At 51.5% G+C, this 18,499-nt stretch carries 16 protein-coding genes; 13 read left to right on the top strand and 3 right to left on the bottom strand.

What is annotated here, in order from left to right; translation table 11 throughout:
* Positions 1–80: 80 nt before the first annotated feature.
* A complete protein-coding gene (gene udk, locus DYE26_RS20920) occupies positions 81–701 on the bottom strand; it encodes a uridine kinase (protein WP_036626810.1) in 621 nt (206 codons plus the stop codon).
* 231 nt (positions 702–932) lie between these two features.
* Here udk and DYE26_RS20915 point away from each other — a divergent pair, with 231 nt between their 5' ends.
* The 3 genes from DYE26_RS20915 (at position 933) to DYE26_RS20905 (ending at position 5,810) form a co-directional block, all read left to right on the top strand.
* Entirely contained in the window at positions 933–3,563 is a 2,631-nt protein-coding gene (locus tag DYE26_RS20915) for a cation-translocating P-type ATPase (protein ID WP_036626808.1), read from the top strand.
* Between the two features lie 800 nt (positions 3,564–4,363).
* Positions 4,364–4,585, top strand: a complete 222-nt coding sequence (locus DYE26_RS20910; protein ID WP_036626805.1) for a hypothetical protein — start codon at positions 4,364–4,366, stop codon at positions 4,583–4,585.
* Between the two features lie 901 nt (positions 4,586–5,486).
* A complete protein-coding gene (locus DYE26_RS20905; protein ID WP_036626800.1) occupies positions 5,487–5,810 on the top strand; it encodes a hypothetical protein in 324 nt (107 codons plus the stop codon).
* Positions 5,811–5,901: 91 nt separating this feature from the next.
* Here DYE26_RS20905 and hxlB read toward each other — a convergent pair whose 3' ends face one another.
* Complete coding sequence (gene hxlB, locus DYE26_RS20900) at positions 5,902–6,459, bottom strand: 6-phospho-3-hexuloisomerase (RefSeq protein WP_036626798.1); 558 nt, start codon at positions 6,457–6,459, stop codon at positions 5,902–5,904.
* Between the two features lie 8 nt (positions 6,460–6,467).
* Positions 6,468–7,100, bottom strand: a complete 633-nt coding sequence (hxlA, locus tag DYE26_RS20895) for a 3-hexulose-6-phosphate synthase (protein WP_036626796.1) — start codon at positions 7,098–7,100, stop codon at positions 6,468–6,470.
* Positions 7,101–7,294: 194 nt separating this feature from the next.
* On the opposite strand from hxlA, the gene hxlR reads away from it, so the two are divergent.
* The 10 genes from hxlR to DYE26_RS20845 all read left to right on the top strand — a co-directional run bounded on the left by hxlR (position 7,295) and on the right by DYE26_RS20845 (position 18,479).
* Complete coding sequence (gene hxlR / locus DYE26_RS20890; protein ID WP_036626794.1) at positions 7,295–7,651, top strand: transcriptional activator HxlR; 357 nt, start codon at positions 7,295–7,297, stop codon at positions 7,649–7,651.
* Positions 7,652–8,009: 358 nt separating this feature from the next.
* Complete coding sequence (locus DYE26_RS20885; protein WP_051985768.1) at positions 8,010–8,861, top strand: copper amine oxidase N-terminal domain-containing protein; 852 nt, start codon at positions 8,010–8,012, stop codon at positions 8,859–8,861.
* 16 nt (positions 8,862–8,877) lie between these two features.
* On the top strand, positions 8,878–11,658 hold the full coding sequence (locus tag DYE26_RS20880) for an Athe_2463 domain-containing protein (RefSeq protein ID WP_115311254.1): 2,781 nt from the start codon (positions 8,878–8,880) through the stop codon (positions 11,656–11,658).
* A gap of 182 nt (positions 11,659–11,840) precedes the next feature.
* Positions 11,841–13,208 carry a CpaE/TadZ family protein gene (locus DYE26_RS20875; RefSeq protein WP_036626790.1) on the top strand — a complete coding sequence of 456 codons (1,368 nt, stop codon included), beginning with the start codon at positions 11,841–11,843 and terminating at the stop codon, positions 13,206–13,208.
* 6 nt (positions 13,209–13,214) lie between these two features.
* Complete coding sequence (locus DYE26_RS20870; RefSeq protein ID WP_036626788.1) at positions 13,215–14,084, top strand: CpaB family protein; 870 nt, start codon at positions 13,215–13,217, stop codon at positions 14,082–14,084.
* The gene (locus DYE26_RS20865) at positions 14,063–14,893 is read left to right on the top strand and encodes a CpaE/TadZ family protein (protein WP_036626786.1); all 831 of its coding nucleotides are present in this window, start codon (positions 14,063–14,065) and stop codon (positions 14,891–14,893) included. The genes DYE26_RS20870 and DYE26_RS20865 overlap by 22 nt, the downstream gene beginning before the upstream one ends.
* Positions 14,894–14,905: 12 nt before the next feature.
* The gene (locus DYE26_RS20860) at positions 14,906–16,378 is read left to right on the top strand and encodes a TadA family conjugal transfer-associated ATPase (protein ID WP_036626784.1); all 1,473 of its coding nucleotides are present in this window, start codon (positions 14,906–14,908) and stop codon (positions 16,376–16,378) included.
* Complete coding sequence (locus DYE26_RS20855) at positions 16,356–17,339, top strand: hypothetical protein (protein WP_036626782.1); 984 nt, start codon at positions 16,356–16,358, stop codon at positions 17,337–17,339. Before DYE26_RS20860 ends, DYE26_RS20855 begins: the two co-directional genes overlap by 23 nt.
* The gene (locus tag DYE26_RS20850) at positions 17,336–18,217 is read left to right on the top strand and encodes a hypothetical protein (RefSeq protein ID WP_036626779.1); all 882 of its coding nucleotides are present in this window, start codon (positions 17,336–17,338) and stop codon (positions 18,215–18,217) included. The genes DYE26_RS20855 and DYE26_RS20850 overlap by 4 nt, the downstream gene beginning before the upstream one ends.
* A gap of 37 nt (positions 18,218–18,254) precedes the next feature.
* Positions 18,255–18,479 carry a hypothetical protein gene (locus DYE26_RS20845; RefSeq protein ID WP_036626777.1) on the top strand — a complete coding sequence of 75 codons (225 nt, stop codon included), beginning with the start codon at positions 18,255–18,257 and terminating at the stop codon, positions 18,477–18,479.
* The last annotated feature ends 20 nt before the right edge of the window (positions 18,480–18,499 follow it).

The raw sequence follows: 18,499 nt of genomic DNA, 5'->3' as shown, positions 1-18,499 counted from the left end.
ATTAATGCCATTTTATCATATGGCAAAATGTCCCGGCCATAAAGCCGGCGCCTCCCGCAAAAAGAAGAGGCGGCCCGGGTTTACCGGGCGCCTCCGGATAAATATTTTTCGGTCAGGATCGCCAGCATTTGGATGCCGACTTCGTTATGCCCGCCTTCGGGGATGATGAGGTCGGCGTATTTTTTGGACGGCTCGATGAAGGCTTCATGCATCGGCTTTACAGTGGCGAGGTACTGCTGGTGGATGGAATGGATCGAGCGGCCGCGTTCCTCGATATCCCGCAACACGCGGCGGAGGATGCGGACGTCGGAATCGGTGTCCACGAACACTTTAATGTCGAGCAGGCCCCGCAGCTTCTCGTCATACAGCACGAACAGTCCCTCGACGATAACGATATTGTTGGGCTGCAGCATGATCGTTCTGTCGGACCGGGTATGGATCGTGAAATCGTACACCGGCGCGTAAGCGGCTTGTCCGTTTTTCAGAAGGGTGAGATGCTCCACAAGCAGTTCATTGTCGAAGGCGAAAGGGTGGTCGTAGTTGGTCTTTTCCCGTTCGGACATCGTCAGATGGGTTTGATCTTTATAGTAATTATCCTGCGAGATGAATGTCACTTTATCCGTATCAAGCTGCTCTATAACCGAGCGGGCCACCGTGGTTTTACCGGAGCCGGTTCCGCCGGCGATACCTATAATCAGCATGGTGATTGAAATACCCTCCTAAATAAATTCCCGTTAACACATTCAAGTATTGTAGCATAGCGCCGGTTTTTTTTCATCTTGATGCTGGCAAATGGCGCGCTTTTAAATCATGGCAAAATTGTGGCGTGATTCATTCAATTTCATGTGCGTACTCATAATTATGGATGGAACAGGTTTACAATAATGGGGTAGGGTCCATTTTGAATATATCCTGAATAAGAGGTGCTGCCGATGTGGCATACAAAATCCCGGGAAGCCGTGCTGCGGGAGCTGCAGGCCGACCCGGCGCCGGGCTTGACAAGCGCGGAAGCCAAAGCCCGGTTAAGCAAGTACGGACCGAACAAGCTGAAGGGCAAACCGAAAAAAAGCATGTTGTCTCTCTTTTTGGCCCAGCTCAAAGATATGCTCATTTACGTTTTACTGGGTGCTGCCGTAGTGACCTTGTTTGTCGGGGAATACATGGATGCAGTGATCATCCTGGCCGTCGTGCTCCTGAACGCGGTCATCGGCGTGATCCAGGAGCAAAAGGCGGAGAAAGCAATCGAAGCGCTGCAGCGGATGACGACGCCCAAATCGCTCGTCCGCCGCGACGGCGAGGTGAAGGAAATCGACTCCGGGGAGGTTGTGCCCGGGGACATCGTCATCCTCGATGCCGGGCGCTACATTCCGGCTGATCTGCGCCTGCTGGCGAGCGCCAACCTGCAGATCGAGGAATCGGCTTTGACCGGGGAATCCGTGCCGGCGGATAAAAACGCCGACGACATCCACGAGGACCCGAAGATGCCGGTCGGCGATCTGACCAATATGGCGTTCATGTCGACGCTGGTCACCTACGGGCGCGGCGAAGGAGTTGTCGTGTCGACGGCCATGGACACGGAGATGGGTAAAATCGCCAAAATTCTCGACGAAGACACCCGGGAGTTCACGCCCTTGCAAAAAAAGCTGGAAGAGCTCGGCAAAATACTCGGTTACATCGCCATCGGCATCTGCGTGCTGATTTTCGTGATCGGGCTGATCCAAGGACGCGACCTGTTCGAATTGTTTCTTACCGCGATCAGCCTGGCGGTGGCGGCGATTCCGGAAGGGCTTCCGGCCATCGTGGCGATCGTGCTTGCGCTTGGCGTTACCCGCATGTCGCGGATTAACGCGATCGTAAAGAAACTGCCTGCGGTCGAAACGTTAGGTTCCGTGAACATCATCTGCTCGGACAAAACGGGAACGCTGACGCAAAATAAAATGACGGTGGTCGAGTATTTTACCGCCGCCCCCTTAAATGAAGAACCGCCTTTGGAGATGATCAAAACCTTCGTCCTCTGCTCTGACGCTACCTACGAGAACGGCCAGGGAACCGGCGATCCCACGGAAATCGCCCTGGTTGCCTACGGCGAACAGTATAATATTCAGAAGCGTTCGCTGGAAGCGGAATATAAAAGGGTAAACGAAAAGCCCTTCGATTCCGACCGCAAGCTGATGTCCACCTTAAATCAGACCCGGGAGGGCTACCGCGTCCATACGAAAGGGGCGATCGACCAGCTCCTGCGGATTTCGGTTTCGGCCGTCGTCAAGGGGGAAGTGGTGCCGCTGACCGAGGAACTGAAAGGCCAATACTTGCAGGCGGCCGAAAAAATGTCGGACGACGCGCTAAGGGTGCTTGGCGCAGCCTATAAGGACACCGACCGCCCACTGCCGCCGGAGGAAATGGAACAGGATTTGACGATCCTCGGCTTTGTGGGAATGATCGATCCGCCGCGCACCGAGGTAAAGGACTCGATAAGGGAGGCGAAAATGGCCGGGATTACGCCGGTGATGATCACGGGCGATCACCGAAATACCGCGGTCGCCATCGCCAAGGAGTTGGAGATCGCCAGTTCCCTGGAGCAGAGCATGACGGGCGCGGATATTGACGAGATGACGGACGAAGCATTTGCCCGGCAAATCCCCAATATCCGCGTGTTCGCCCGCGTGTCCCCCGAGCACAAGGTCAAGATCGTCAAAGCGTATAAGGCCCAGGGAAATATCGTCTCGATGACGGGGGACGGGGTGAATGACGCGCCGTCCTTGAAAACCGCCGATATCGGGGTGGCCATGGGCATTACCGGTACCGACGTATCGAAGGGCGCCGCCGATATGATCCTGACCGACGATAACTTTACGACGATCGTCCATGCGATCCGGCAAGGCCGGAATATTTATGCCAACATCCGCAAAACGGTGACGTTTTTATTGGCCTGCAACTTTGGGGAAGTCGTAGCGATTTTGGCGTCGATCGTCTTTTTCTGGCCTTTGCCACTGTTGGCCACTCAGCTTCTCTGGATCAATCTGGTGACGGACACGCTGCCGGCGATCGCGCTCGGGGTTGATCCGGGCGAAGAAGATGTGATGAAACGCAAGCCGCGGGATCCGAAGGAGGGCTTCTTCGCCGGCGGCGCCGCGGTACGGGCCGTGATCGGCGGCCTGCTGATCGGGGCGCTGACGCTGGTTGCTTTTTACGTGGGCCTACGCGAATACGGCTATGGACTAAGGTCTGAAAATATTCCCGCAGACGCGATGACCTATGCGCGGACGATGGCGTTTGTCGTTTTGGCGGCTTCGCAGCTGTTTTACTCTTTTTCGAAACGCAGCGCCACGAAGTCGATTTTTACCGTTGGCCTGTTCTCCAACAAGCTGTTGGTCGGGGCGGTCCTCGCGGGTTTGTTTTTACAGTTCGTTTCCATCACGGTTCCGTTTTTGGCCGCGGCCTTCAAAGTGCAGAATCTGAGTTTTGCGGATTGGGCCATCGTCATTGGGCTGGCGCTTATCCCGCTGCTGCTGAGCGAGGTGATCAAAGTATTCACGCGCATGGTGAAACCTAAGGAAGCTTAGCCCTTAATAATAGAACAAATTCCGAAAACGTGCATAACCCCTCAATTGGAAGTGTTTTTCCAAGGAGGGGTTTTTATTTGCGGCACGGTGTCTCCGGTTGGGCATAAAGAACTATATGTTTTGCAGATTCCTCTCTCATTCCAGATTCCTACTTCCGATATATAAATAAGGCACGGGATACAGGAAAAGGGAATCGGATTGGACAAGAGATCAGAGTACGTGGGACGGGCTAACGGACCGAAATAACCTTATTTCGTCGAATTGCATTAAGGCCCATTTTAACGGTTGCCACAGCCGCTATTTGCTCCAATAACGCCTTTTTCAAATTCTAACGGTTGCCATGGCGCCTATTTAGCTAAAAATCGGCTATTTGGGCTCAGATTAGAGCAGATAACAACGCTCACAACCGTTAAAATTTCGAAAGGGTCTTTTTTCGCAAAATAGCGACGGATACAACCGTTAGACTTACTTTGTCTCTAACCTTGGTATTTGGGTTCATAATTGTGCGTTACAAATATGTATATAAATCAATTAAGGATGCTCCTCTCTACCCACAAGGTTTTTCAGCTGCTAGAAACGGAACTGTGAAGAATAAGGTCAACAATACAGAATTACTTAAGGAACTACGAGCTATAGAATTCGGTACTTGGCACAAAATTTACAAGGATGGAATGAATGCAAATGGTAAAAAAATCTCAATCCACTACTTCCAAAGCCAATTAGGTCAAGTTTATAATGTCAAGGTGAAAAACGGGTGGAGTAACTCGTCAAGTCAAATGCCCAAATAAAGGAGTGGTACATTGAATTTACAAATTCAATTGAAGCATTCAGATGAGATTCAAAAATTTTTATGTATATTAAATCTTGGTATGCTTGATTCCTTACTTGAAGGGGCATTAACATTTGAAGATGCATATGCATATGCATATGCATATGCATATCTATACCGTCCTTATGTGGCACAACTTCTAAAACAAAATGATGCGAACAAGGAAATAATTGAAATGTTTGAAGAATGCTGAATGTTGGAAGATATACGAGACATAGCTCCCGAAAAGCTAAAAGATGCACTTAAGGTGAAAAAGAAAGAAACATTAGATTTACTTAAATCCATGTCTAGTACACAAAAGCCGATGTATTGGCTCAATAAATTTGACGAATGATTTAAAGACCTTGAGGGCAACCTATTCCCGGTGGTTTTTTTTCTCGCGCCTGTTTGCGGGCGGTAAGCAACGTGCTAATTCCGGTCAGAACCCCGACCAGCCTCGACACCCCGTCCAACAGTTTCAAGCACAATTCAAGAATGGACACGGCCCCACCCCCCTTCGGGTTAGCTCCACCGCGTCCACCCACCGATGCACCTCGTCCACTTATATTCCAAATTCTCGAAAATGATAGAAGCTAATTCAGAAGGCCGATACTCTTGTACTCCTGGGTCCGTCGCTATGTGTGTCTGTATACATAAACGGGTTAAGCCGGCGAGTTATCTCGATTTAATCGTTGCAGTAGTTGCAAAATGTACAATTATTTATCCGGAAATACTCCATAGCACTTGATTAAGTGCAAATCCTACAATTACTCCGCTCTTTTTTGAGGAAGGGGAAAGAAACGGGAATGTAATTGTATGAAATGCAATTAAAACGAGTGATTGGGCAGTTGGGTATGAAGTTAGTTGTGCAAAATACAATTAATCGTCGTAGTAGGTAAAGCTGATCAAGCGCATTTTTGCCAGTAAGTCGAACAGGTTTTTTATTACGATTGAGCGTTTATTTTATCGGCTATAAATATAATTTTTTCAAAAATCCCTTGTTCTAAGCGCAATGTGGGTATGGTGACATCACTTTGATGTCAATGTGATCGTATAAAAAATTTATTCACGTTGATATAATATGGGCATCACTTGGGGATGGAGTGTGATGGTCCATGGAAACGATAAGAAGCTATTTGAATGAGCTGATAGAGCTGCGGACTGATGAAATTGGGAATGGCGTGTCGATCCAAGATGAGTATCGTGGTAAATCGAAGAGATTGCAATTGTTATTCAATGAAATGCTTCAATGTTTGCCTAAGGACAAGCAATCCAAGTTGTATCAATACGAGGAACTGCAAAATGAAAGAATTTCAAAGGTTTATTCGATCATGTATAGACAGGGACTAATGGATGGGATACATATAACCGCTTTGATAGATGAGGGGAGAAAGTTTGATAACGAGTTATCACAAAAATGCGACTTTAGTCATGAGTAAGAAAACTCCGGTTCAAAAAAAGCAGGCCGTCCATAGGTCCGGCCTGCTTTGCGGCGTTATTCCAGGTTTAGTGTTATTCGAGGTCTACGCGCTATTCCAAGTTTGCGTGCCTGCCGTACATCTCGCTGCCCGTGATTCCTTTGCGTTCCATGCATTTTAGAATGACCGCGTCATAAAAAATCAACAGCGTTTGTTCGAACAAGGAGGCCATGGGCTGAATCGTATTGTAACGGCTTTGCTCCTTATCCTTCGGAGAACCCGGCAGGCGTACGATCACGTCGGCCAGTTTCCCGATAGCGGATTCGGGGGAGATGGTGACGAGCGCTACCCCGGCTTCCAGCGTTTTCGCCTTTTGCGCCATGCTGACCAGTGCTTTCGTCTCTCCGGAGCCGGAACCGATGACCAGCACGTCGTTCTTGCCGATGCTGGGGGTCACCGTTTCACCGACGACGTAAGCGTCAAGGCCCATTTGCATCAGCCGCATGGCAAACGATTTCGCCATAAACCCGGAACGGCCCGCCCCGGCCACAAACACTTTATCGGCCTGGAGCAGCCGGTCTACCAACCGATCGGCTTCGGCTTCCTGAATAAAAGAGACGGAATGCTGCAGCTCTTCGATAATTTTTGCGGCATATTGCACGGTATCCATCCGCACCGTTACCCCTGAGCGACCAATCTTTGCATTTCTGCGGCCACGGCCTTTTTGTCGGCCTGTCCGGTAATTCCTCCGCCAACGATGACAAGATCGGGATTGGCCTTGACTACGTCGGGCAGGGTGTCCAGCTTGATTCCGCCGGCCACCGCCGTTTTGGAATTTTTCACGACGTTCTTGATGATCCGCAATTGCTCAAACGGACTTTGGCCTTCCGCCTGCAAATCGTAACCGGTATGAACGCAGATGTAGTCTACGCCCAATGCGTCGATTTCCCGGGCCCGGGTTTCGATATCTTTTACGTTGATCATATCCACCAATATTTTGGTGTTATGTTTTTTGGCCTCTTCCACAGCGCCCCGAATCGTGGCGTCGTCCGTCGCCCCCAGAATGGTTACGATATCCGCGCCGGCTTCCGCGGCTTTCATCACTTCGTATGCGCCGGCATCCATCACTTTCAAATCGGCCAGCACTTTTAATGACGGAAACTGTTCCTTAATTTCTTTGACCGCGCGGAGACCTTCGTTAATGACCACGGGGGTTCCGATTTCCACGATATCGATATGCTCCTGCACCTCGGCCACGATTTGTTTGGCTTCAGGGATGTTGACAAGATCAAGCGCCAACTGCAATTCCATTATAATCACTCCCGATGATTTAGAATGTGGTGAACGTAAGCCCATCATAACCGTGAACTGCTAACGATGTAAGTACGCACTTTAAAAACATATAGTTACTTGAAAATGACTATATGTACTTGATTAGCACCTATTGCCCTAAAGTATACTGTGCTCCCCTTTTTGTGGTAGGATGGGATTGGAGGTGAGATAACGTGGGAAGATTTGATGAAAGAACGTTTAACTGCGAAAAAGAGCTGACCCTGCATATCATTGGCGGGAAGTGGAAAATGCTCATCATGTGGCATCTTGGCAAGGAGGGGACCAAACGGTTCAACGAGCTCCGTTCCCTCATTCCCGGAATTACCCAGCGCATGCTCGTCAATCAGTTGCGGGAGCTGGAGGAGGATCTCATCGTCCATCGCGAGGTGTATCCCGTGGTTACGCCCAAAGTGGAGTATACGCTCACCGAACACGGCCAAAGCCTGATGCCGATCTTGGAGTCCATGTATGAATGGGGCATGAATTATAAAATCAATGTATTGAAAAATCAGGAGGTTATTGCGGAGTAAGCGCGATCCCTGCCGCCAAAATTTAATAAACTATTCCGGGCCGTCCCGAAAGCAGTTTGTTTTATGCGAAGCTGCCTTTGGGGCGGCTTTTATTTTTTAGGGACATTCCAATATATTTCATTTTGCATAAATATTCGCATTTTTAAGTCTTAGGACTTAGCTAATTTCTCCAGAACTAGCGCAAAGGCACCAATAAATCAAGACTTCCAGCCCTCACCGGAGGTATTTTTTGCCGTGTATAATTTTGGTAGCCCAGGTAGCTGGAATATGTTGGTATTATAGTCATGCCCCTTAGGATGCAAGAAATAAATTTAACGCGGTTAAACACGTATTTTAAGCTTTAGGAGGGTTTAGCAAAATGAAATTCAGCAATATGAAAAAAACGATAGGGGTATTGGCATGTTTTATTTCTGCGCTGGCATGGGTGCCGGGCGCGGCTTCGGCAGCGGTAGAATTGCCGCTTCGCGTGGAATATCAGGGGAAGCCTCTCGACTTTCCGGATGCGAAGCCGTTTATGGATAAGGCGCAGCGGGTGCAGGTCCCGGTCCGTTTTGTCAGCGAAGCGTTAGGGGCCGATGTAAAGTGGGCTCCGGAGAGCAAAACGGTGACGATCCGGCTGAAAAACAACGAAATTACTTTGGTGATCGGCCAGACGCTGTATAACGTTAACGGGGAAGCAAAACAGATGGACACGTCTGCGCGCCGGATCAATGGCCGAACGTTCGTGCCGATCCGCTTTGTCAGCGAAGGGCTGGGCGCCTATACCAAGTGGGACGGCGCGGTGCGTACGGCGTACATCAGCGATACCGCGTTTGATCCGAAGCAAGAGAAGGAGCCGGGCGGCAACAAGGTCGTGGAAGAAAACATGCACGGCTTTATCGTGAAGCATAATACGGGATCTCAACTTTTTATAGATAAGGGAACAAATGAGCCGGAAACTCCTGTATTGTCATTATTAATATCGTTCCCGGAGATGAGGGGGGCCGATTATAAAATGCAGGTCAAGGAAGTAGAAGAAATTCTCTTGCAGAAGGTGGATAAAAAAACCGTTGAAGCCATTATGCAGCACATTCAAAAGAAAACCAATTGGAGAGAAGAACTTGAGGGTAAGGTGTTCAAAGACAGCAATTACGTCATTTCGGTCGGGTCGAATACCTCCGATCCGATTGCGGTACAAGTCTACGAAACCAAGAATTATATAGTTGAATAAAAAGCGGGTATCGAATATGAAAAACAGCGTGAAATGGTTTGGTTTGATATTAGTTTTAATACTTCTGACGGCAACGTTTCCCTTTCCGCCTGCCCAAGCTGCGGATAACCCGGAAGCGGCGGAGAATACGCGGCCGACGACGGTCGAGGAAGCGATTCAAAGAATTAATCGGGATATGAAGGAGTACTATGGCCTCGACAATTACTTTCCCGAGAGTATACCTAAGGACGGGCAGACGCTCAAGCTACGGAAGGATTTGATCGAAAAAAGATTGAATCCGCCGCCGGTACAGACTAAAAGAGAAGCGCGAAAAAACAACACGTTTCAAATGGTTTACGGCTCGAACCATGGAGACGAATTGGTCCATAAAGGCAGACTGGTCGTCCGGTACAGCGGGTTTAGCGTAAACGGGCAATCCGTTTCTTCCGACGATTTTCCTTGGGATGCTGGTTGGAGCGGGACCCAAATTCAGGATTATAATTTAATTCCTGAACCTTGGAATAAAACGAGGGTTACGGAAAAGTATGGGATTCGGCCAAATCGCTTTGACAAATACAAAGACCCTGCCAACAAATATCTTAGCGACGGAACTTTTGAACAACTGATCATTCAAGGACTAAATACGGAGTACGCGGGGATACCCTACTCCGAATTTATGTACGACAATCAAGACTCTGATTATGCAAAAGTTGATGTATATAAAGAGGGCGCCAAACCGAGTAAGGGCGGCAACTGGATCGATTATGTCCATGTCTTGCAGCCCCCGACCATGTTTTCTTGGGGGTTTGGTACCGTCTATATGGACAACAGCAATATCGGCGTGACGTATTTGGACATCCCGATCGCCCCTTACGCTTTGTTGGAGTCCGATTTGTCGGCATCGTTTGAAAAATTGCCGCATGAAGCGGCTAAGGGCGAACAAGTCCAGGTGGCGGTAAGGGTGAATTCTACCTTCGCCGATCCGGTAACGACCAACTATTCGTGGACTTTGACGCAGAAAAACGGAACAAAGCTGACCGCACAGGACGACAACCTGTCGTTTTCCGGTCATGCCAATCAGGAATCCGGCGCTTTCGAAATCAAGAATCGAACGGGTGTTGTTCTTTACGCCACCTTTACGATGCCGGACAGCGACGTCCGCATTCAGTTTAAGGTCAATGAAGACGGGAAAATGCCCAAAGAAACGATCCTGGGCAACAATGTGCTCGATTCCAACCCGCTGGCAATAAAACTATTGAAGCCGACACCGCTGAATTACGACGTGCTGTCCACCAAGGTGAAGTTTCCATTAAACAACGGGAATCCGATTGCCGCCGCCTTGACGCTGCCGCGGCCGGACGCTTACTGGGTTAGTAATGCGACGGGTGAACTTAAGGTGAACAACGAAACGAAGGATTTGTTTCGCGATTTCGAAGTCGAAGGTAATCCATTGGTCGACGAACCGAGTGCATGGATTTCGCGAAATCCGATTGTTCACGCCACCATTAAACGCGAGGATTTCGGGGACGATCCGGTAAACCGCAAGTGGTCGCCTCACAGCAATCCTAAAGTGCCGATCCGCAGAAGCGGGACGGTGTCCTATGAAGGTTCCGTCAAAAGGGACTATGAATATAAGGTTGAAGTCTGCAGTAATGGCGTATGCCGTACCGAGGTCAGAAGGGAAACGGCCCACGCCGACTTCGATTCCGGGGAGGACAGGGAAGTCTACGACGTCTACGTCTACAACGGGACTAAAGAACTTGGAAAACATACGTACAAGAACGAGATCGAGAACAATACTTCGGACTCCAAAACCAAAAAGATGTTCTGGGAAAACGAACCCTATGAGTATGACGTCATCCGCTGGATGAAGCACCTCGACGAGAACGGTCAACCGTACGACTGGACGGCCGTCCCCGGCCGGTTCCGGCGCACGTTCACCCAGCAGGCCAGCGGGGACATCGCCTGGAAAAGCGAAAGCACGATGGCGCAGGAATACCAGAAGGCCCGGGAAGCGGCCGGCAATAAAACGAACAGAAAATCGCTGTACGACAAGGCGGTATTCGCCACCGACCGGCAGCTGCAAAAATATGCGTATCCGATCAAATCCGGGTACTATTTCAACCCGGCTGGAAAGTACACGTTTACGGTTAAAACCGTCATGTACAAACAGTCGGATAACGATACGCAGGATCACAAGGACCTGGTCAAAGCGTTGATCGATTCGTTCCGTTACGAAACGAACTTGATTTATATCAACAGCAAGAAGGACGCGGTCAATATCGCAAACGAGCCATTGGCCTCCAAGGGCGGAGGGTTCAGAGCGGAAGCCGGAATTCTGACGGCCGAGCAGCCCAAAGGCGTGGATGGCAAAGTGCTGCTGAACGTGCTGGACCGGGAAGACGACGAGTCGCGATATAGAAAAGTGGTTGAGCCAATCTATTACTCCCAGGATAAGGACGAAAGCAAAACGCATCAATACTGGAAACGGGTGCTCGAAGGTTACAAAGAGTCGAATACGCAAGGCAGCAAGGACAACTACCAGTATCGGGAGTACGTTGCTGACAAACAACCAAAGATGTACGAAATTACCGAAACAACGACCGTCACGATCGAAATCAACCCGGACAATATCCCGGTCTATACTCACGCCAACATGCAAAACGGCAAGTATTACGTCAAAGCTTGGATCGACGACGCGCCGCTCTCCGGAGGCGGCCATACCTACAAAAAGCTCGGCACTTTGCAGGGCGTCGATGTGCTCGATAACATCGAGGTCACGGTCGTAGGGTCCATGTTTGACGATTTGAACGACTGACGGAAATGGGACAAAGGAAGGGAGGCCGGCATGTCCGCCCGCGGCTTTCCTTTAATGCCTTCAGACTCTTTTTTATAGGAAGAAAGTCCATAAAAAGGCTGAGGGGACCATATTAGGTATTGTATGTAAACCATGCTGTTGCTAAAATAGCGACAAACAAGGGAGGAAAATATTACTAATCTATGGTAATTCTCATCGTTTCCGGCGGATTTTATCGAATCGTGTCGGGCTATTTGCCGGACAGGCTTGAAGCTGTCCAGGCCGATGCGCTGACGCTGCAGGATTTGCCCGGCTATCTTCAGGAGAACAACCCGGCAGTGGATGGCGTGCTGTTGACCGACGAGGCGTTTTCAGGGAGTCAGGAACCGGATCTGGGCCATCTTAACGCGGCCTTGAACTGGTTCAGCGACCGCCGGGGGGCGGAGGTCCCGGTCTTTTTACTCACCAGAAACCCGCTCAGGTCCCAGCAACTGGAGCCGCTCCTGCAGAAGTACGCCGGCCTGCGGATCGTCGTTTGCGACGAACCGCGAATCCCGCTCGGCCTGATCCGTTCCGTGCTGGGTGAGCTGGCCGCGGGGCGACACGGACGGTCCCCCAAACCACAGCGCGCTCCCGTGGACACGCCTGTGGAGGAGGCGAAGCCGGAGAAGAAAAGATCCTTCTTCAGCCGCTTCCGCGCCAAAGCCGAAAAAGGCGAAGCGCAGCCCGAGGCCACCGATCCTCTGACGAAACGGATGGCGGGGATCAGCCGGGGCATGAGCCGGGTCGTGGCCGTTACCGGACACCGCGGCAGCGGGCTGACCAGCACCGTGGTGAATCTGGCGCATGAAGCCAGCAAACGCGGGCTGAGCACGATGATCATCGACATGGACGCGGAGTACCGGAGCATGAACATGTACTTCGGCAGGTTCCATGAACAAAGCAATAAATACGACGAAATGAGCGCCTCCCTGATCCGCACGCTAGCCCGGCCCCAGGATTACATGACGACGGCCTGCAGCATCAAGGACAATTTGTGGCTGACCGCGCTCGGCTACTCGTTCCAGGACCATAGGCTGATGGACCAGTTCTACACCAGCGACAAGCTGGTAGGCCTGCTTTCTTTGCTAAGAACGAAGTTTAACCTGGTCTTGCTTGATATGCCGCTTGACTTGTTCCGGGAGTTCCGGGAAACGATGATTCACATCGATATTTTTGGATTGTGCGTCCCGAACAACCTGCACGCGGTGCTCAGCACGATCCGCAACGTCGAGGTCGTGCTGGACGCGGAGAAGGCGGCCTATCTCAACGCCAAGTCGAAGGTGATCGTGACCAAATACAACGACCGCTCCCGCTTCCAGAACGCTTTGTTTGCGCCGGAGCGGGTGGGCGAAGTGCTGGCCAGCGGACTTAGCGAGTGTTTTCGTTACGAAATGAACCTCGCGGGACATGTCCCGTACAATAACGGCTTCGACTCCCAGATCGAGACGGAGATCGCCTTGACGAATCTCGCGCCGGAGTACGAGCAAGCTTTCGGCCATATGCTTCTAAGACTGATGGAAGGTGCGTAACACTCGATGGATTTAACGACGATCAAAAGCGTTTCGCCGAACCGCAAAATTTTCAAAAAAATCATGGCCCTGGCCGTTAGCGTTACCGTGATCATCGTCTCGTTCATCGTGCTCAACAACGCCAACGAGGCGGCCAAGGACACGGTGGAAATCCTTCGCGTAGATCACGACGGCGGCATTCCGGCCGATCAGGTGATTACCGAGAAGATGGTCCGCAAATACGCCCTCATCCGCAAGGAATATACCGAGGATATGGTACTGGCGGCGGATCTGGAAGCGGTGGCGGGCAAATACGCGGAGTATTACTTGCGGGACGGCGGCATTTTGTATAAAGACCAGCTGCGGGAAGAAAAACCGCTCAAAAACGAATGGCTGTACCAGCTCGATGAGAAGCACGAAGTGCTGACCCTGCCCTACAACTTCCTGGAAGCCGGCGGCGACATCCTGATGCCGGGGGACACCGTCAGAATCCGCGTCTCCTATGAGAAGGAGGAAAGCACGTCCTCCGGCAATCCCAATTTTGGGGGAACGAGCACAGCGATCAAGACGGAAGTATTATTCGATCAAATCACGGTGAAGGATATGCTCAATGCGAACAGCCACTCGATTTATGAAGTGTATAAAGAGGTGCTCAAGCTGAGCGAGGACAAACGTCAGGAAGTGATGAAAAGCGAGGACTTCATGAAGAGCATCCAGCCGCGGGCGCTTTTGCTAGAGGGCTCCAAGGAGCAGATCGACAACTTTGCCAAATATAACGGCTATGACGGGAAGAAATACCTCATCACGATCCTAAGCCGCAAAAACAGCGACGTGATCCTGGATCAGCTGCCGACGCTGCAAAATGAGGTGGAGTCATGGATCAAAGAGAAGAACTAAAGCTTGACCGGATTTTGCAAAAAATTTCGCCGAAGGACTACCTTGGCGGGGCGGAGCTCCAGGAGAGCAAGCTCATCTACAGCGTCATCGGCTTCATTCCGGCCTGCGATCTCGCCGACAACGCGATCCTGATCAGCAATTTGGGATATTTGCTGGCGCAGAAGGGGCTAAATACGTGCATCGTCGATTTAAAGGCTTTTCAGCCGAACCTGTTTCATTACCTGGACGTGGAGCCGCCCAAGCAGGGGAGAGGATTGCTGCGGGTCTTAAAAAGCGACAAGATCGATTTTCGCGAGGAAATGACAAGCTCGAAATATGAGCGGCTGTATCTGCTGGCCCCCAGTCCCCACGATCTGATCGAGGAGTATCTCGATTTCGAATTCGAGCATTTGGAGCGGGTGATCGGCACCTTGAAAGGGATGTTCGACATTATTCTGCTCGACATCCCGAACAATCCGCCGCTCGAGCTGTGCCTCGGGGCGATGAAAAGCTCGCATATCGGCTTTTTTACCGCGTCCGAACGGGTTGAGGCCTTGAGCAACATGGTCCGGCTGCTCGATTTCGCGGCTTCGGTCGGGATCAGCACCGCCAAATTCACAAGTGTCATCCTGATGAACATGCAGGATCTCAAATACGATTACAAGGGCCTGCGTGAATACGGCTTTAACATCGCCGCGGCGATGCCGCTGGTGAAAGCCGCTTATGCCGCGTCGCTCGAAGGCAAGCTGTACGTCAGGGACAGCGCCCTGGTGAACAAGTACTTCATGAAGGAATTGAAGCGGCTCGCGGATATTCTGGGCAAGCAGTAAGGGGGTGGAAGGATGCTTACGCGCGCCAAAGTCAGCGAAATGCAGCAAAAAGTGTCGCAGCAGAGCGGCGGCAAAAAAGAAGATTTGGAAGAATTGAAAAACAAATATACGACCATTCAATTCGAAGAGGCGCTGGAACTCTGCCAGAAATACATCACGAAGGTCGCCACCCACGCCTTCCGGCGGGAAACCGACCCGGCCCGCAAGCGGGAAATGACCAAAGCCTTCATCAACGAGTTCGTCGATTCGCAAAAGCCGGTCGTGGAAGGGTATTACGAGCTTGCCGCGCTGAAGCACGCGCTGACCGACGAGATCACCCATTACGGCCCGATCACGAAGGCGATGGAGGACCCGGCGATCGACGAGATCCGCATCAACGGACCGGAGCAGATTTTTGTCGAAACCGGCGGGAAAACCTTGCCCTGGGAGCCGCATTTTATCGACCGCGAGCATCTGGAGCGGATCATTTCCAAGCTGCTTGGCGTCTCCAAGGTCCGGCTGACCCCGAAGGTCCCGATGGTCAACGCCCGGACGATCGAAGGGTACCGGGTGAACGCCACCCATGCGGATATTTCGCCGTACGACATGCCGGCTGTGGTGATCCGGAAATTCAGCAAGAAGAGCATTACTCCGGAAACGATGATCAAAAACGAGTCGTTTTCGGTCAATATGTTCAAGCTGCTGTCCCTGCTGCCGAAGGCCGATTTGTCCTGGATTACCGTCGGCCCGACGGGGAGCGGGAAGACGACCCTGAACGAGATTCTGGTCAAGGAAATCAACCCGCTGTCGCGGATCATTACGATCGAAAATCCTTCCGAAATGCGCCTGCTGCGCCGGGAAGGCGGCGGCGAGCACGGCCGGGTCATCAACGACGTGCTGCAGTACGAATCCGTCCCCGACGAGGACGATGCCAGCCCGGCGACGATGGAGAACCTGCTGATCAATGCGATGCGCCAGTCGCCGCACTGGATCGGTCCGGGCGAGCTGCGGACGCCGGGGGAATTCGCCACCGCGCTGCGGGCGGCGCAGACGGGGCACTTCTTCTTCACGACGCTGCACGCGGAAGGGGACCGGGAAGCGATTTACCGCTTCCTGACCGCCTACCTGATGGCCTCCAACGAGCCGGCGGAACTGGCTTTGCGGAACATCTGCAGCGCGGTCAAGTTTATTATTTTTCAGGAAAAGCTGGCCGACGGCACCCGGAAGGTGACCTCGATTTCGGAGGTGCTCGGTTCCGAAGGGCTGGAGCCGATCGTGAACCCGATCTACAAATTTATTTCCGAGGACGTGCTGGAAGAAGAGGGCACGCACCGGGTGCTGAAAATCGTCGGCAAGCACAAGCGCGTGGGACAGCTGTCGGAGAAGGTGCAGCAGACGATGATCAAAGCCGGGATTAAGCGCAGCCGTTTCGCGTTTTTGACCCGGCCGCCGGAAGACGACGAAATAGAGGAGTATGCGCCCAATGGATACGATTTCAGCCATTAGTCTGCTGCTGGGCATCGCCGCTTTCATCGTATTCAACGCCGTGTTTGAGGTGCGTTTTTTTGAAGGCACGGGACGTTTTTTCCTCGGGATGCTGGATACGCTGGCGGAATACCTCGGCAGGTACAACACCAAACGTTATGTGGAGCGGATCAAAAAAGAGCGGATCGTGAAGCGGAAGGAGAACATCTACGCCAAATACAACCGGCTGGTGGAAGGGCTTATTCTCGACTTCAACTTGCCGTTGACGCTCGAAAGCTTCACCTCCCTTTTGTGCATCGCGTTTGCCGTCATGGTGCTGGTGATCATTCTTTTTATGGAGAACGTCACCTTATCGGTCGTTATTACGATCGCCATATTCGTTGGCCTGCTCACGTATTTCACCATGCAGTCGAAGGCGATCAAGGCGGAGAAGCTGGAGAGCATCATGGATGCCGAGGACATCATCTGCCCGCTCGCCCGGGAAGGGGTGCTGGTCGCGATCAAAAAAGTGATGGAAAGCGACGAATACATTCGCCCGAGCATCCGGCCCTACTTTCAGCAGTTTATCGACAACTGCGAAAACAACGGCTATTCCTTCAAGCAGGCGATCACCGTGCTGAACCGGCAGCTTGGTCCGAAATTCGACAACTTCACGAAAAAAGCCATCGTGTTCGAATACAACGAGCGCAAAGGGATGGCCGACATCTTCCTCGACATCGTGGACGAAAACGCGGTGCTGCGGGAAATCAACGCGCGCAAGGACCGGATTTTCCGCAAGATGAACCGGGATTTTCTGCTGAAAACCGCGATTATCGTGTTGTTTTTCATATATGCCTTGTCCGTCAAAGACTTTCGCGAATTTATGCTCTACGCCAGCTACGGAAAGGTCATCAATACGGTGATGATCAGCATCATCTGCCTCAGCTTTGCCCGGACGCAGACTTTGCAGGGGGATCTGGGGATTGGCGGTGAGCTGAAATGACGCTTTTGGCGAAGCTGGCCGCGCTGGTGTCGATCATTTACCTAGTCAAGGTGTTCGCTTACCCGATTTTCAAGCCGGTGCAGGCCAAGCAGAAGAAGCGCAACCGCAAGTATTTGAAGGAGCGGAAACACGCCCGGTTCCGGGAGAAGCTGCGGACATGGAAGAAAAACGCCGCGGTAAAATACGTCAGGCCCCTGCTAGGCGGCGCGGAGCGGCTGCGGTTTAAAAAAATGCTGGACAGGCTCGATCTGACGATGACCCCGGAGGAACTGCGGCTCGAGCAGATTTTGTATACCGGCGGCGCGGTGCTGGTGACCGCGGTCGTCCTGAGCGCCAACCGGCTGCTCGGCTGCGTGGCGGCGATCTTTATCATTTTGGGCTGGCTGTACCCGGTGTCGGAGATGGAGAAAAAAATCGAGCGCAAAAACCGCAACATCGCCCGCGATTTCCCGGGGTTTTACAGCATGGTGTACTACCAGTATTCGAAGTCGATCAACATCTATTTGGCCGACGTGATCCGCGATTACCTGCCGAACGCCAACGCCGACATGGCCGAGGAGCTTGGGGTGATGCTGGACAATATCGAATACGGCGAGGAATTCGCGCTGAAGCAGCTAAAGCGGCGGGTGCCGATTCACTATATCATCAAGTTTTGCGATTTGATGGAAACCCGGCTAAAGGGGTATGACAACATTTCGCAGATGGTGTATCTCAAAAACGAAATCGACAGCTTCCGGATTCGTTTTTTGGAGGAGGAGCTGGAGCGGCGGGAGCGGACCAACGGCCGGATTCAGTTCGTGCTGATCGGGATTCTCGCGCTGTATATCGGCATCTACTATCTATTTACGATCATGGATTCCATTCAAATGTTTCAATAAACATCTAAAAATAAGGAGTTAAGGGGAGGTTGTCACGATGAAACAGGTGGAAAAACAAGCGAGTCCAAAGAAAGGAATCCGTGCGTTTTGGGAGGATGAGACCGGGGAATTCGGCATAAAGCAGATTGCTGCTACCGTGGCAGTCATCATTATCATCGGAATAATCGTCGGCATCGTTAGAGGAAACCTGCCCAATTGGGTGAACGATACATGGGATTTCTTTATGAGGCTGATCAATGAAATGACGGGAGCCTCGGCATAATCTCAATTTCGGACAGACAG

Source organism: Paenibacillus macerans, assembly GCF_900454495.1.
In the GTDB taxonomy this organism is placed as follows: Bacteria; Bacillota; Bacilli; order Paenibacillales; family Paenibacillaceae; genus Fontibacillus; species Fontibacillus macerans.
The sequence above is the reverse complement of the archived record's forward strand: the minus strand, read 5'-3'. Positions and strand labels throughout refer to the sequence as shown.

Bases quoted from the DNA above. Each gene is read 5' to 3' on its own strand.
- hxlB (WP_036626798.1), bottom strand. From the start codon at position 6,459: ATGGATACCGTGCAATATGCCGCAAAAATTATCGAAGAGCTGCAGCAT.
- DYE26_RS20880 (WP_115311254.1), top strand. From the start codon at position 8,878: ATGAAAAACAGCGTGAAATGGTTTGGTTTGATATTAGTTTTAATACTT.
- udk (WP_036626810.1), bottom strand. From the start codon at position 701: ATGCTGATTATAGGTATCGCCGGCGGAACCGGCTCCGGTAAAACCACG.
- DYE26_RS20850 (WP_036626779.1), top strand. From the start codon at position 17,336: ATGACGCTTTTGGCGAAGCTGGCCGCGCTGGTGTCGATCATTTACCTA.
- DYE26_RS20875 (WP_036626790.1), top strand. From the start codon at position 11,841: ATGGTAATTCTCATCGTTTCCGGCGGATTTTATCGAATCGTGTCGGGC.
- DYE26_RS20855 (WP_036626782.1), top strand. From the start codon at position 16,356: ATGGATACGATTTCAGCCATTAGTCTGCTGCTGGGCATCGCCGCTTTC.
- DYE26_RS20865 (WP_036626786.1), top strand. From the start codon at position 14,063: ATGGATCAAAGAGAAGAACTAAAGCTTGACCGGATTTTGCAAAAAATT.
- DYE26_RS20845 (WP_036626777.1), top strand. From the start codon at position 18,255: ATGAAACAGGTGGAAAAACAAGCGAGTCCAAAGAAAGGAATCCGTGCG.
- DYE26_RS20905 (WP_036626800.1), top strand. From the start codon at position 5,487: ATGGAAACGATAAGAAGCTATTTGAATGAGCTGATAGAGCTGCGGACT.
- DYE26_RS20885 (WP_051985768.1), top strand. From the start codon at position 8,010: ATGAAATTCAGCAATATGAAAAAAACGATAGGGGTATTGGCATGTTTT.
- DYE26_RS20915 (WP_036626808.1), top strand. From the start codon at position 933: ATGTGGCATACAAAATCCCGGGAAGCCGTGCTGCGGGAGCTGCAGGCC.
- DYE26_RS20870 (WP_036626788.1), top strand. From the start codon at position 13,215: ATGGATTTAACGACGATCAAAAGCGTTTCGCCGAACCGCAAAATTTTC.
- hxlA (WP_036626796.1), bottom strand. From the start codon at position 7,100: ATGGAATTGCAGTTGGCGCTTGATCTTGTCAACATCCCTGAAGCCAAA.
- DYE26_RS20860 (WP_036626784.1), top strand. From the start codon at position 14,906: ATGCTTACGCGCGCCAAAGTCAGCGAAATGCAGCAAAAAGTGTCGCAG.